Source organism: Cupriavidus sp. Agwp_2, assembly GCF_040784895.1.
Taxonomy (GTDB): domain Bacteria; phylum Pseudomonadota; class Gammaproteobacteria; order Burkholderiales; family Burkholderiaceae; genus Cupriavidus.
Genome location: NZ_CP088083.1, coordinates 1,924,602 through 1,937,106 on the forward strand (window position 1 = coordinate 1,924,602; position 12,505 = coordinate 1,937,106).

The 12,505-nt window shown below is 65.5% G+C and carries 14 protein-coding genes; 4 read left to right on the forward strand and 10 right to left on the reverse strand.

Annotated features, from left to right (window positions below; genetic code table 11):
• Positions 1–110: 110 nt before the first annotated feature.
• Positions 111–1,070 (reverse strand): DUF3616 domain-containing protein, encoded by a 960-nt coding sequence (locus tag LPA45_RS08895; RefSeq protein ID WP_317919613.1) that lies wholly within the window; start codon positions 1,068–1,070, stop codon positions 111–113.
• 132 nt (positions 1,071–1,202) lie between these two features.
• On the opposite strand from LPA45_RS08895, the gene LPA45_RS08900 reads away from it, so the two are divergent.
• Positions 1,203–2,162: a GlxA family transcriptional regulator gene (locus tag LPA45_RS08900; RefSeq protein ID WP_317919611.1), complete on the forward strand. Its 960-nt coding sequence runs from the start codon at positions 1,203–1,205 to the stop codon at positions 2,160–2,162.
• A gap of 94 nt (positions 2,163–2,256) precedes the next feature.
• On the opposite strand, the gene LPA45_RS08905 is transcribed toward LPA45_RS08900, so the two are convergent.
• The 5 genes from LPA45_RS08905 to guaB form a co-directional block, all read right to left on the reverse strand.
• Positions 2,257–2,721 (reverse strand): DUF6130 family protein, encoded by a 465-nt coding sequence (locus tag LPA45_RS08905; RefSeq protein WP_317919610.1) that lies wholly within the window; start codon positions 2,719–2,721, stop codon positions 2,257–2,259.
• A 143-nt stretch (positions 2,722–2,864) separates the two neighbouring features.
• Complete coding sequence (locus tag LPA45_RS08910) at positions 2,865–3,290, reverse strand: organic hydroperoxide resistance protein (RefSeq protein ID WP_116320669.1); 426 nt, start codon at positions 3,288–3,290, stop codon at positions 2,865–2,867.
• Between the two features lie 511 nt (positions 3,291–3,801).
• A complete protein-coding gene (guaA, locus tag LPA45_RS08915) occupies positions 3,802–5,421 on the reverse strand; it encodes a glutamine-hydrolyzing GMP synthase (protein WP_116320668.1) in 1,620 nt (539 codons plus the stop codon).
• The gene (locus LPA45_RS08920) at positions 5,396–6,007 is read right to left on the reverse strand and encodes a hypothetical protein (RefSeq protein WP_317919607.1); all 612 of its coding nucleotides are present in this window, start codon (positions 6,005–6,007) and stop codon (positions 5,396–5,398) included. The genes guaA and LPA45_RS08920 overlap by 26 nt, the downstream gene beginning before the upstream one ends.
• 265 nt (positions 6,008–6,272) lie before the next feature.
• Positions 6,273–7,736, reverse strand: coding sequence for an IMP dehydrogenase (guaB, locus tag LPA45_RS08925; protein WP_116320666.1), 1,464 nt, complete (start codon positions 7,734–7,736; stop codon positions 6,273–6,275).
• Between the two features lie 122 nt (positions 7,737–7,858).
• Between guaB and LPA45_RS08930 the strand changes: the two genes are divergently transcribed.
• Entirely contained in the window at positions 7,859–8,818 is a 960-nt protein-coding gene (locus LPA45_RS08930; RefSeq protein ID WP_116320665.1) for a DMT family transporter, read from the forward strand.
• Positions 8,819–9,011: 193 nt separating this feature from the next.
• Positions 9,012–9,542, forward strand: a complete 531-nt coding sequence (locus tag LPA45_RS08935; protein ID WP_317919604.1) for a DUF4124 domain-containing protein — start codon at positions 9,012–9,014, stop codon at positions 9,540–9,542.
• Positions 9,543–9,613: 71 nt separating this feature from the next.
• Here the strand turns inward: LPA45_RS08935 and LPA45_RS08940 are convergent, their stop codons facing one another.
• Both LPA45_RS08940 and LPA45_RS08945 read right to left on the reverse strand, forming a co-directional pair.
• The gene (locus tag LPA45_RS08940; protein ID WP_116320663.1) at positions 9,614–9,958 is read right to left on the reverse strand and encodes an RnfH family protein; all 345 of its coding nucleotides are present in this window, start codon (positions 9,956–9,958) and stop codon (positions 9,614–9,616) included.
• Complete coding sequence (locus LPA45_RS08945; protein ID WP_116320662.1) at positions 9,945–10,382, reverse strand: type II toxin-antitoxin system RatA family toxin; 438 nt, start codon at positions 10,380–10,382, stop codon at positions 9,945–9,947. Before LPA45_RS08945 ends, LPA45_RS08940 begins: the two co-directional genes overlap by 14 nt.
• 179 nt (positions 10,383–10,561) lie before the next feature.
• On the opposite strand from LPA45_RS08945, the gene smpB reads away from it, so the two are divergent.
• Entirely contained in the window at positions 10,562–11,014 is a 453-nt protein-coding gene (smpB, locus tag LPA45_RS08950; protein ID WP_116320661.1) for an SsrA-binding protein SmpB, read from the forward strand.
• A 26-nt stretch (positions 11,015–11,040) separates the two neighbouring features.
• Here the strand turns inward: smpB and LPA45_RS08955 are convergent, their stop codons facing one another.
• Positions 11,041–11,973: an SPFH domain-containing protein gene (locus LPA45_RS08955; RefSeq protein WP_317919603.1), complete on the reverse strand. Its 933-nt coding sequence runs from the start codon at positions 11,971–11,973 to the stop codon at positions 11,041–11,043.
• A gap of 97 nt (positions 11,974–12,070) precedes the next feature.
• Positions 12,071–12,493, reverse strand: a complete 423-nt coding sequence (locus tag LPA45_RS08960; RefSeq protein ID WP_116320659.1) for an NfeD family protein — start codon at positions 12,491–12,493, stop codon at positions 12,071–12,073.
• Between the last annotated feature and the right edge of the window lie 12 nt (positions 12,494–12,505).

A 12,505-nucleotide genomic window follows, 5' to 3' on the forward strand; every position in this document is an offset into this window, starting at 1 on the left:
ACCAGGCGCAGCGAGGAGCCTGCCCGCCTGCGCACGGTTCGGCACCTGCCACGCCAATTTCGGCTGCGGCGCTATAGACACTGCAGGCGACCGACGTACCGGGCTGATGCCTATGGCGTGACGACGACGGAGCGGAATTGCTTGCGGGCAGCCGGCACGTCCTTGCATATTCGCTCGCCGTACCGCACATCGCCGTCGTCACTGAGGATGCGGACAGCCGTCGTGCCCGGCAGCTCGAACAGGCCCTCGGGCTTCATGCCGGCGATAGCGTCCGTACTGAATGCCACGGGCGCATCCGAGCTGGCGCCAGACCACCGGTACAGCGCGAACGTCCCGTCGTCGGCCACCGGCCCGGCGGCGATCACGTATTCCTTGCCCACCCGCTCGATACCACGAATGCCTCGGCCGCCGAGGTCAATCAGGATCGGCGCGCCGAAGCGCGCGGCCTTGCCCTTGATCACGGCAGCGGGGTTGTCCAGCGGCACGAGGATCGCCTTGCCGCCGACCAGCGGATTGCGGAATCCGATCAGCAGGCCGCTGTCCGCGGCGGCCAGCCCTTCGATATTGAAGCCATCACGCTGCTCGGGCGGCAGCTTCGCGGCTGCCTTCAGCCGCAGATCGTCCAGCGCCGGTGTTGCCAGCAGATCTCGCTGCAGCTTTTTGTACGGCTTGCCCACCGGCGATACCGACAGCCGTGCCGGATCGATGTCCACCGCGAAGAATCGATGGCGCCTTCCCTTTTCCTTGCCCCCGGACGTCCGCCCGTGCGAGGAGACGATGTAGACGCGGTCACCCACCACCGCTGCGGCCTCGAGGTCGGAATCGTCATCCTCGCCGGTGCCGAGGAAGGCGTGCAGCGGAAAGTCCCGAACCGGCCGCGCCTGCCCGTTCTTGTACAGGGTCAGCACGTTGTGCTCGTTGTCCACCACCACGAAGTGACTGGCACCGAGCGCAAAGCCGGCCGACGCATCGCACAACCCGGCATAGGTTTCCACGCTCGCCGCGCCGGCGCTCCCCACGCCCAGCAGCAGGCATAACATCAGACCCGCGATCTTGCGCGCACCACGCATGACGGTTCCTCCTTTACTTTGAATGTCCTATGCCCCGAGGGGCGGATGGGAAGCAATGGATGTCTTTGACAGACTAAGGATAGGAGCCTAGGCTATAGCTCAAATTACCAACTTCCCTCGTTTTAGGCCAGCATGAAACGCATCGGACTCGTGGTGTTCCCCGGCTTCCAGATCCTGGACATAGTGGCGGTCTCCGTGTTCGAGATGGCTAACCTGGCCGCACCCAAGGCGGCTTACGACATCCATGTCGTCTCCGAGTGTGGCGGTGCGGTGAAAAGCTCGATGGGCACGGCCGTTCAGACGGTTGCGCTCGATCCGAACATCTATGACACGCTCATCATGGCCGGCGCGACCACGCCGCAGCCGTCATCGCCCAGACTCCTGCGGCTGCTCGCGCGTGCGCTCGAGCCCACTCGCCGGATGGCCAGCATTTGCACCGGCGCTTTCGTCCTGGCCGAGGCCGGGATCCTGGAAGGCCGTCGCGTGACAACGCATTGGGCCCATGCGCGGGAGCTTCAGCGGCGCTATCCGTCGATCCGGGTCGAAGAAGACCGGATCTTCGTGCGCGATGGCACCGTCTGGACCTCGGCCGGGATGACCGCCTGCATCGACCTCGCGCTGGCGCTGGTGGAGGGCGACCTGGGCCATGATGTGTCGAGGGCGGTCGCAAGACAGCTGGTCGTTCACCATCGGCGCTCGGGTGGGCAGTCCCAGTTCTCGACGCTGTCGGAGCTGGAATCCAAGTCCGATCGCATCCAGGCGGCACTGACCTACGCCAAGAACCACCTGCGCGAAGACCTGTCGGTGGAGCGGCTCGCCCATGCCGTCCACATGAGCCCGCGCCACTTCAGCCGCGAGTTCCGGTTGAACACCGGTCAACCTCCCGCGCGCGCCGTCGAACGGTTGCGAGCGGAAACGGCTCGCATTCTTGTCGAGGCGGATCGACTCACGATCGAGCGCATCGCGAGTGAAACTGGCTTTTCCGACCCGGAACGAATGAGGCGGGCGTTTCTGCGCGTCTTCGGCCAACCGCCCCAGGCGTTGAAGCGAGCGGCCCGCTCGCGACATGCAGCAGATTCGTCTCTGACGTGAACGGCTGGCTGCTGGGGAATTTTGGTTTTGCTGATGGATACGGTAGTGAGGACGCGGACTAGTCAAGCGCGCGTTCACGTCCTCGTGCCCAGCCTTAATGCGAGTGCGTTTTCGCGCCCTCAGGCACGGTGAACGCCAGTGTCACCACCTGTCCGGGAAACACGTTGTGATTGGCGTCAACCAGCGAGACCTTCACCTTGTGCTGGCCGGGCGGCAGCCCCGCTATGTCGACGGTGTTGTTGTCGCTCGGATCCGCCCACCACCATGGCAGGTCGTCGACCGTGATGTGCAGATGCCCGATGCGTGGAGATACCTTGGCAGCCGCCGGCCCGAACACGGGTGCGATGCGCAAGTTCTCCACTCGGTACTGCGCCCAGAAGATGCCGTGGGCCAGCCCCTCCGGAAGCGGGGGATCCACGATCAACTTCGGGGCGGGTTCATTCTCGACCGCGACGTATGGTGAAGCGCCGCTGATGTCCTTCGCGCTCTGGGCGAAGGCGCTCGTAGCGAGCAAGGTGCCCGCCGCGACTACGGCAAGCGTCTTGATGAGCAGGGTCATTGCAGTTTCTCGTTCAAGAGTATGGATTGCGGTTGTGCGGGTCCAGGGGCGGTTCACAATGAAGACGCGGACGCGGTACGGGTTGGCGCGAGGGACGTTCGCGTCCTGCGACTCATCTCGGCGTCCTGAACGCCGCACGCTGCTTACAGAATCTCGAACTGCACGTCGACGTTGCCGCGAAGGGAGCGCGAGTATGGGCAGGTCTGGTGGGCGGTTTCCACCAGTTGCCTCTTCACGGCCGCGTCCAGGCCCGGCAAGCTGACCTTCAGCGTCACTCCGAGGGCATAGTTGGCGCCGCCGTCAGTCTTGCCCAGCGACACCTCGGCGTCGATGGCCGCGTCCTTCGGCAGCCTGACACCCAGTTGCTTGCCGGCACTTTCGACGGCAACGATGAAGCAGGCTGAATATCCGATGCCGAACAGTTGTTCGGGATTGGTACCGGGCCGGCCCGAACCGGGCGTGCTCAGCTTGACGTCGATGGCGCCGTCACTGGAACGGCCGGCGCCTTCGCGGCCGCCGGTAACGTGGGTGTGGGCCGTGTAGATTACTTGATCGAGTTGGTTAGCCATGATGATTTCCTCACATTGGTTGAGCAATGCCCCGTTTGCCGAGGCACATATATCGCTTACGTTTTAATCGTACACGATGGATGTGATAATAGGAGATCGAACTTCGGCTTGAAGGACTAACTTCCCTCGTTTTACGCCAATGTGGAATGCACGGGTTGGACTCTATCTCTGGCGCGTGGCGCACAGTAGTCCGCGGGCTGGTTGCGCCCTTTCGACCGCTGCTTCGGGATCGTCCAGATCGCATGTCTCGCGCTGCTTCTCTTGCGCGGGGACTGGGACGGGACGACACCTTGTTGGCATCCAGCAGCATTTCGCGGGCCAGGGCCGGCGAAATGCCGGCCGGCCCATAGCGGCCAGTGGTGAGCCTCTCCCGATCGCCGGTGAGACGGTAGTCGCCACCAGCCTGTTCCGCTGGGCGGCGAAAGCCCGTCGCCCGCTACCGCGACGTATTTTCTTGAAACTCAATACGTTACGACAGCTTGTCGACGGCCGGTTTCCGAGGAACCCGGCTTCACTCCCACTCGATCGTCGCCGGCGGCTTGCCCGACACGTCGTACACCACCCGGTTCAGGCCGCGCACTTCGTTGATGATGCGGTTCGAGCAACGTCCCAGCAGCGCGTACGGCAGATGCGCCCAGTGCGCGGTCATGAAGTCAGTGGTCTGCACCGCGCGCAGCGCCACGACATAGTCGTAGGTGCGGCCATCGCCCATCACCCCCACCGACTTGACCGGCAGGAACACGGCAAACGCCTGGCTGGTCAGGTCGTACCAGCTCTTGCCGACCTGAGCCGGCTCGCACAGGCCCGCGGCGGCGTCCTGTTCGGTGGCGATGGTCTTGCGCAGCTCTTCGATGAAGATGGCATCGGCACGGCGCAGCAGGTCGGCGTAGTCGCGCTTGACTTCGCCGAGGATGCGCACGCCCAGGCCCGGGCCCGGGAACGGATGCCGATAGACCATTTCCGGCGGCAGGCCCAGTTCCACGCCCAGCTCGCGCACTTCGTCCTTGAACAGGTCGCGCAGCGGTTCCAGCAGCTTCAGGCCCAGCGTTTCCGGCAGGCCGCCGACGTTGTGGTGGCTCTTGATCGTGGTGGCCTTCTTGGTCTTGGTGCCGCCCGACTCCACCACGTCCGGGTAGATCGTGCCTTGCGCCAGCCACTTGGCGTTGGTCAGTTTCCTGGCCTCGGCCTGGAACACTTCGACGAACTCGCGGCCGATGATCTTGCGCTTCTGCTCGGGGTCGGTCACGCCGGCCAGGTGGCCGAGGAACTGTTCGGAGGCATCGATATGCACGACCTTGGCGTGCAGGCGGCCCGCGAACATCTCCATCACCATCTTGCCTTCGTCCTGGCGCAGCAGGCCGTGGTCGACGAAGACGCAGGTGAGCTGGTCGCCAATGGCGCGATGGATCAGCGCCGCGGCCACGGACGAATCGACGCCGCCCGACAGGCCCAGGATCACCTCTTCGTCGCCGACCTGTTCACGGATCTTGGAGACGGCTTCCTCGATGTGGTCGCGCATGACCCAGTCAGCCTTGCAGCCGGCGATCTCCAGCACGAAGCGCTCGAGCATCTGGCGGCCCTTGACGGTATGCGTGACCTCGGGGTGGAACTGCACGGCGTAGTAGCCGCGCGCTTCGTCGGCCATGCCGGCGATCGGGCAGCTGGGGGTCGACGCCATCAGCTTGAAGCCCGGCGGCAGGCCGGTAACCTTGTCGCCGTGGCTCATCCAGACCTTGAGCATGCCGTGGCCTTCCGGCGTGCGGAAGTCCTCGATGTCCTTGAGCAGATTGGTATGGCCGTGGGCGCGCATCTCGGCATAGCCGAACTCGCGCTGGTCGCTCCACTCGACCTTGCCGCCGAGTTGCACGGCCATGGTCTGCATGCCGTAGCAGATGCCCAGCACCGGCACGCCCAGGTCCCACACCGCCTGCGGCGCGCGCAGCTGGTGGTCTTCATAGGTGCTGGCGTGGCTGCCTGACAGGATGACGGCCTTGGGCGCGTACTCGCGCACGAAGTCGTCGGAGACGTCGTTCGGGTGGATTTCGCAGTAGACGTGCGCCTCGCGGACGCGGCGGGCGATCAGCTGCGTGACCTGCGAGCCGAAATCAAGAATGAGGATTTTGTCGTGCATGATGGGCCGATGGCGTGTCTTCCGTTGCGGGGTCGGTCACGACTTCCGTGCCGGGGCCATAGCCCGGCGGCGGCGTGATGACCGGCTCGCGCCGGTATTCTGGGGTATTCGTTGAGCGCGCCGCGGGGGCGACGCCGGGTTCCTTCGTGGTTTCCTGTTCCTTCAGCGCGCGTTCCATCTTCAGCTGGCGCTCGCGCACGCGCACGCGTTTCGCCGCGGGAATCTGCACCGCGGCAAAAAACAGCAGCACCACGGCCATGGTCGGCAGCCAGATCTTGCCGGCGCCTTCGAGCGGCAGCTCCAGGAACACCATCCAGGCAATGATCAGCATCGCGCTGGCCAGGTTCACATAGCCGGCCGTGCGCGCCACCGGCACCGTCAGCTGGCCGTTGAATGCGGCCTGCCACAGCAGCACCGACAGGCCGACCAGCGCCACGCCCAGCAGTTGCCCGAACAGCGCGGGTTGCGGCTGCGGCAGTTGCAGCGCCGCGTACAGCGTGGTGAACGGGGACAGCAACAGCAGGACGCCCAGCAGCAGGTCCACCAGGGCATCCAGAAACAGCACGGCTCGCAGCAACACCTTCATTGGCGCTCCTCGTCTTGGGCCCCGCCGGTGATGCAGCCGGTGATGCAGCCGGTGGTGCGGCAGTTGGTGCGGCTGCCAGCAAGGCTCACCGGGACAGGCAACGCCGGCGTGGCGCGCGGCCGGGGGCCAGGGTCGGGGCCGGATAGGATTCCGGTCAGGCCAGGGCGGCGCTGCGTGCATCGCACCGGACCTCGCACGCCCTGGTCTCGATAATCTCGGGTAGCGCACCGCCGCCGCGGCGGACGGCGGGCGCAACCGTTGCGCGTCAGTCGATATGGTAGTTCGGCGCTTCCTTGGTGATCTGCACGTCGTGCACGTGCGACTCACGCATGCCGGCTGCCGTGATCTGGACGAACTGGGCATTCTCGTGCCAGTCGGCGATCGACTTGCTGCCGCAGTAGCCCATCGAGGCACGCACGCCACCGGTCAGCTGGTGGATGATGGCCATCACCGAGCCCTTGTAGGGCACGCGGCCTTCAATCCCCTCGGGGACCAGCTTGTCGACGTTGGCGGTGTTGTCTTCCTGGAAGTAGCGGTCGGCAGCGCCGTCCTTCATCGCACCGACGGAGCCCATGCCGCGGTAGCTCTTGAACGAGCGCCCCTGGTACAGGAACACTTCGCCCGGCGCTTCTTCGGTGCCGGAGAACATGCCGCCCATCATCACGGTGTGGGCGCCGGCCGCCAGGGCCTTGGCCACATCGCCCGAGTAACGGATACCGCCGTCTGCGATCAGCGGCACGCCGGTGCCCTTGAGCGCCTCGGCCACGTTGGAGACGGCCGTGATCTGGGGCACGCCCACGCCTGCCACGATACGGGTGGTGCAGATCGAGCCCGGGCCGATGCCGACCTTGACGCCATCGGCGCCATGCTCGACCAGCGCACGGGCGGCGTCGCCGGTGGCGATATTGCCGCCGATCACCTGCACTTGCGGGAAGTTCTGCTTGACCCAGCGCACGCGATCCAGCACGCCCTGGCTGTGGCCGTGCGCAGTATCCACCACAATCACGTCGACGCCGGCCTTCACCAGCAGTTCGACGCGCTCGTCGTTGTCCGGACCCACGCCGACTGCGGCGCCTACGCGCAGCTGGCCGTGGTCGTCCTTGCTCGCCAGCGGGTTATCGACCGCCTTCTGGATATCCTTCACCGTGATCAGGCCGCGCAGCTCGAAGGCCTGGTTGACCACCAGCACGCGCTCCAGGCGGTGGCGGTTCATCAGGCGCTTGGCTTCTTCCAGCGGTGCGCCTTCGGCCACGGTCACCAGCTTCTCGCGCGGGGTCATCTTGGCGCGCACCGGGGCGTCGAGTTCTTCCTCGAAACGCAGGTCACGGTTGGTGATGATGCCGACGACGGTCTTGCCTTCCAGCACCGGGAAGCCCGAAATGCCGTGTTGCTGCGACAGCGCGATCACATCGCGGATCTTCATGTCCGGCGAAATGGTGATCGGATCACGCAGCACGCCCGACTCGTAGCGCTTGACGCGCGACACTTCGCGGGCCTGGTCAGCGGGCTTCAGGTTCTTGTGGACGATACCGATGCCACCGGCTTGCGCCATGGAGATCGCCAGGCGTGCCTCCGTCACCGTGTCCATGGCAGCGGACACCAGCGGAATGTTCAGTTCGATCGAACGGGACAGGCGAGTGCGGAGGGAAACATCCCGGGGAAGAACGGCCGAATAGGCCGGGACGAGCAGCACGTCATCGAATGTGAGTGCTTTCTGGACAAGACGCATAGCAAATCCTCTAGGCGCAAAAGCGAATTATACAGGAATGCGCGCCACGCTGATGCACGGCAACGGTTTTCGGGAGTGCCGTCTGCTATGCTCGTCGTCTTTTTAGTCGGGCGTAGCGAAGTATGGGAATCGGCGTATTGTGCGGGCTGCTGGCGGGTGCGTTCTGGGGCATGGTCTTCATTGCGCCCAAGCTGCTGCCGGTGTTCTCGCCGTGGGAGCTGGCCATCGGGCGCTACCTGGCGTATGGCCTGGTAGCGCTTGTTGCCGCCCTGCCGCTGATGAAGCGCATCGCCCGCAAGCTGACCCGCGCCGACTGCGTGGCGCTGCTGCGCCAGGCCTTTACCGGAAACCTGCTCTACTACGTGCTGCTCGCCTTTGGCGTGCAACTGGCCGGGGTCGGACCGACTTCGCTGATCATCGGCATCCTGCCGATCACGGTCACCATCATGGGCCGGCGCGACCACGGCGCGGTGCCGCTGTCGCGGCTGCTGTGGCCGCTGCTGGTGGTGGCCGCGGGCATCGCCTGCATCAACATCGACCTGTTCGGCGGCGGCCAGAGCGCACATGCCGCCGCGGCCGGCGACGCCGTACGGCCAGTCTGGCAGAAGCTCGCCGGCGTCTGTTGCGCCGCCGGGGCACTGGTCTGCTGGACGCTCTACGCGGTCGACAACGCGCGCTACCTGCAGCGCAACCCGCACTACAGCGGCAATGAATGGTCGGCACTGTACGGGCTGTCGACCGGCGCGGTATCGGCCGTGCTGGCCGTTATCGGCTGGCTGGCAGCGGGCGACGCCCTCACTTCCGGCGACAGCGGCCGCGACTGGCGGTGGTTCTGGATGGTCAACGCCGCGGTGGCGCTGGGCGCGTCGCTGATCGGCAACAACCTGTGGAATATCGCCAGCCGGCGCCTGCCGCTGACGCTGTCGGGCCAGATGATTGTGTTCGAGACGCTGTTCGCGCTGGCCTACGGCTTTGTCTTCGATCACCGCTGGCCGCGGCCGCTGGAAATCGCCGCCATTGTGTTGCTGATGGTCGGCGTGGCCTGGTCGGTGCGCTTGCACGCCAGCGACAAGTCTGCGTAGACTAGCGGACGATGGCGCGGAGGTCACACGCGCCACATCAGAACAGAAATACCAGGGTCAACCCGGCGCCATGCTCAGGCGCCAAGCCATCGCCCGCGGCAGACGTGCCGCGGCATTGCCTCGCGCGCAGCCGGCGGCCCAGCAGTCTTCCAGCCGCATCCGTTCCTTACCAGCCACTTTGAGACGCCTCGCCATGACACGATCGTCCGTGCTGTGCCTGCTTGCCGCCGCCGTCACCGTTGCCGCCCCGGCCCCCGCCCATGCCTACTGGCAATGGCGCGATGCCAACGGCCGCATGGTCTACAGTGACGTGCCGCCGTCCGACGCGGCGGCCAGCGTGCTGCGCGCCCCTGGCCGCCCTGCCGGCGAGTACCGGCCGGCAGAGGCGGCCGGCGCGGAAAGCGCCAAGCCGCCCGTGGCCGCACCAGCCCCCACCAGGGCCTCCAGCAAGACCAAGGATGCCCCGCCGCCGACGGCGGAAGAGGCGTTCCAGAAGCGCCGCGAATCCCGCCTGAAAGCCGCCGCGGAAGAGGCACGCAAGGAAGGCGAGACCGCCGAGCGCGACGCCCGCTGCGCCCAGTTGCGCAACTATGCCAACGGCCTGCAGCAAGGGATGCGCGCGGCGGTGGCGGGTCCGGACGGCTCGCTGCAGCACCTGAACAGCGAGCAGCGCCAGGCCGAACTGGTCAAGACCAGCGCCAGCCTCGAAAAGAACTGCACTTGAGTGGAAGCAAAAACGGGGCATCCAGCCCCGTTCTTGCCGTCAGGTCGCCGCCTGGGTGCAAGCGTGGCGGCTCAGCCGTTGCCGCGCAGCCATTTCTGGCCTTCACGCGCCCCGCCCTCGCGCAGCTTCTGCACGCGCTTGCGCCGCGCCTGCTTGGGGTCGGCCGTCAGCGTCCGGTACACCTCCACGCGATCACCCTCGCGCACCACCGTTTCGGGCGTCTTGAGCTTGCCGAAGATGCCCACCCGCATGGTCGACGGATCCACTTCCGGACATGCCTGCTGCAGCCCCGAGCCGACGATGGCCGCGGCGATCGTGGTGCCCGCGGGCACGTCGATCTCCTTCAGGAATACCGCATCGGGCCGCGCATAGCACACCGCGACATGCACGGTGCCCGCGCTCTCAGTTGGCGCCATATACCACCTCGGCGCGCTTGACGAAGGCATCGACGAACGTATTGGCGATCATGCTGAACACCGGGCCGATGAGCTTTTCGAGCAGCAGGCTCGAAAACTCATAATGCAGGTGGAATTCGATCTTGCAGGCGTCCTCGCGCAGTGGCGTAAAGCGCCACGCGCCATTGAAGGTCTTGAACGGCCCATCGGCAAAGGTCATGTCGATGCGGGTCGGGCGCTCCTGCGTATTGCGGGTGTGGAAAAACTGCTGGATGCCCTTGAAATGAATGTGGATCTTGGCGTCGAGCGTGGTTTCGGTCTGCTCGAACACCTCCACGCCACCGCACCATGGCAGGAACTTGGGATAGTCCTCCACGCGCGTGACCAGGTCGTACATCTGCGCGGCGGAATAGCCGAGCAGCACGGATTTATGGACGTCTGCCATGTATTAAGAAATCTGGCCCCCGGCCATGCCCCGCGCGTATCGTGCCAGGACATCGGCCGGTGCCGGGGCTGGTTTGCTAGAATCCCGATTTTAGCCGACGCCGGTCGCTGGCGGCACCTTGCCATGCGGCACTGCAGTGATCCGGCCCGCTTTCACCCATTGTTCCCCTACCCGCACGCATGACCATTGCAGACAACAAGAAGGCCTTTTTCGACTACTTCATCGAAGAGCGATATGAGGCCGGAATGGTGCTGGAAGGCTGGGAAGTCAAGGCGATCCGCGCCAACCGCGTCCAGATCAAGGAAGGCTACGTGGTGGTGCGCGACGCCGAGATGTTCCTGATCGGCGCCCATATCAGCCCGCTGCAGAGCGCCTCCACGCACGTCACTCCCGACCCGGTGCGCACGCGCAAGCTGCTGCTCAAGGCCGACGAGATCAAGAAACTCATCGGCAAGGTCGAGCAACGCGGCTACACGCTGGTGCCGCTGAACCTGCACTACACGCGCGGCCGCGTAAAGTGCGAGATCGGCCTGGCCAAGGGCAAGAAGCAGTTCGACAAGCGCGAGACCGAAAAGCAGCGCGACTGGCAGCGCGAGAAGGCGCGCATCATGAAGGGCGACACCAAGGAGTAGCGCCGCCCCGCCCGCACCTGCCCCGATCAGGCGGCGGCTTTCTGCCCCTTCATGATCTGCAGCGCTGACGCAATCATGCTGCTCATCTCGCCCATATTCCCGGGCACGATCAGCGTATTGCCCTGCTTGGCCAGGTTGCCGAACGCGGCGACGTACTCCTCGGCCACCTTCAGGTTGACCGCATCCATGCCGCCTTCGCTGCGGATGGCGTTGCCCACCTTCTGGATCGCCTGGGCATTGGCCTCTGCCACTGCCAGGATCGCCGCCGCCTCGCCCTGCGCCTTGTTGATCGCGGCTTGCCGCTCGCCTTCCGACTTCTGGATCGCCGCTTCACGCGCGCCCGTGGCCAGGTTGATCTGTTCCTGGCGCTTGCCCTCGGACGCGGCGATCAGCGCCCGCTTCTCGCGCTCGGCGGTGATCTGCGCCTGCATGGCGTGCAGGATCTCCTTGGGTGGCGTCAGGTCCTTGATCTCATAGCGCAACACCTTGACGCCCCAGTTGGCGGCGGCTTCATCGAGCGCGTTGACCACGCTGTGGTTGATGAACTCGCGCTCCTCGAAGGTCTTGTCCAGCTCCAGCTTGCCGATCACCGAGCGCAGCGTAGTCTGCGACAGCTGCGTGATCGCCACCACGAAATTACTCGAGCCGTAGGATGCCTTCATCGGGTCGGTCACCTGGAAGTACAGCACGCCGTCCACCTGCAGCTGCGTATTGTCCTTGGTGATGCAGACCTGGCTGGGCACGTCCAGCGGGATTTCCTTGAGCACGTGCTTGTAAGCGACGCGGTCGACAAACGGCACCACGATCGACAGCCCCGGGGTCAGCGTCGCGTGGTAGCGCCCCAGTCGCTCGAGCACCCAGGCGTGCTGCTGCGGCACGATCTTGATGCCCTTGGCGATCAGCACGATCACGGCAATAAGGATGATCAGCGGCAACAGGCCAAGCTGAAAAGCGAGCATGTAACAACCCTCCGGTCAGGAAACAGCGGTACGGCGCCGCCGGAACGGCGGCAGGCGGATGGTTGCACGGCGGCCGCCGTGCAACCTTGGATACGGATCAGCGCGGCGAAACGACCAGCGTGCTGCCGCGTACTTCGACGATACGGTAGCGGCCCGGTGCCGCGGCGCAGTTCGGCGCGAGTTCGACGGTCCAGTCAGCGCCGCGGTACGGCACGCGAGCGCGGCCATTGGCATCCCAGGCGGAGACGTCGAGTTCCTGGCCGATGTCGAGATTGACGTTGGGATCGGCGGCGGCATTGCCGCGCCGCAGCTTGCCGAAACGGGTACGGCGCAGTCCGGCGATCAGCACCGCCGCGACCAGCGCCGCGGTCACGGTCTGCGCGGCGGGCGACAGGCCCAGCAAGGCGGCGACCCCGCCAGCGGCGAGACCCACGGCCACCATCAGCAGGTAAAACGTGCCGGTATTCAACTCGACGATCACCAGCACGACCGCCGCCACGAACCAGATGTAGTACGCCATCCGAACTCCCCG

Bases quoted from the DNA above. Each gene is read 5' to 3' on its own strand.
- LPA45_RS08895 (WP_317919613.1), bottom strand. From the start codon at position 1,070: ATGCGTGGTGCGCGCAAGATCGCGGGTCTGATGTTATGCCTGCTGCTG.
- LPA45_RS08900 (WP_317919611.1), top strand. From the start codon at position 1,203: ATGAAACGCATCGGACTCGTGGTGTTCCCCGGCTTCCAGATCCTGGAC.
- LPA45_RS08905 (WP_317919610.1), bottom strand. From the start codon at position 2,721: ATGACCCTGCTCATCAAGACGCTTGCCGTAGTCGCGGCGGGCACCTTG.
- LPA45_RS08910 (WP_116320669.1), bottom strand. From the start codon at position 3,290: ATGGCTAACCAACTCGATCAAGTAATCTACACGGCCCACACCCACGTT.
- guaA (WP_116320668.1), bottom strand. From the start codon at position 5,421: ATGCACGACAAAATCCTCATTCTTGATTTCGGCTCGCAGGTCACGCAG.
- LPA45_RS08920 (WP_317919607.1), bottom strand. From the start codon at position 6,007: ATGAAGGTGTTGCTGCGAGCCGTGCTGTTTCTGGATGCCCTGGTGGAC.
- guaB (WP_116320666.1), bottom strand. From the start codon at position 7,736: ATGCGTCTTGTCCAGAAAGCACTCACATTCGATGACGTGCTGCTCGTC.
- LPA45_RS08930 (WP_116320665.1), top strand. From the start codon at position 7,859: ATGGGAATCGGCGTATTGTGCGGGCTGCTGGCGGGTGCGTTCTGGGGC.
- LPA45_RS08935 (WP_317919604.1), top strand. From the start codon at position 9,012: ATGACACGATCGTCCGTGCTGTGCCTGCTTGCCGCCGCCGTCACCGTT.
- LPA45_RS08940 (WP_116320663.1), bottom strand. From the start codon at position 9,958: ATGGCGCCAACTGAGAGCGCGGGCACCGTGCATGTCGCGGTGTGCTAT.
- LPA45_RS08945 (WP_116320662.1), bottom strand. From the start codon at position 10,382: ATGGCAGACGTCCATAAATCCGTGCTGCTCGGCTATTCCGCCGCGCAG.
- smpB (WP_116320661.1), top strand. From the start codon at position 10,562: ATGACCATTGCAGACAACAAGAAGGCCTTTTTCGACTACTTCATCGAA.
- LPA45_RS08955 (WP_317919603.1), bottom strand. From the start codon at position 11,973: ATGCTCGCTTTTCAGCTTGGCCTGTTGCCGCTGATCATCCTTATTGCC.
- LPA45_RS08960 (WP_116320659.1), bottom strand. From the start codon at position 12,493: ATGGCGTACTACATCTGGTTCGTGGCGGCGGTCGTGCTGGTGATCGTC.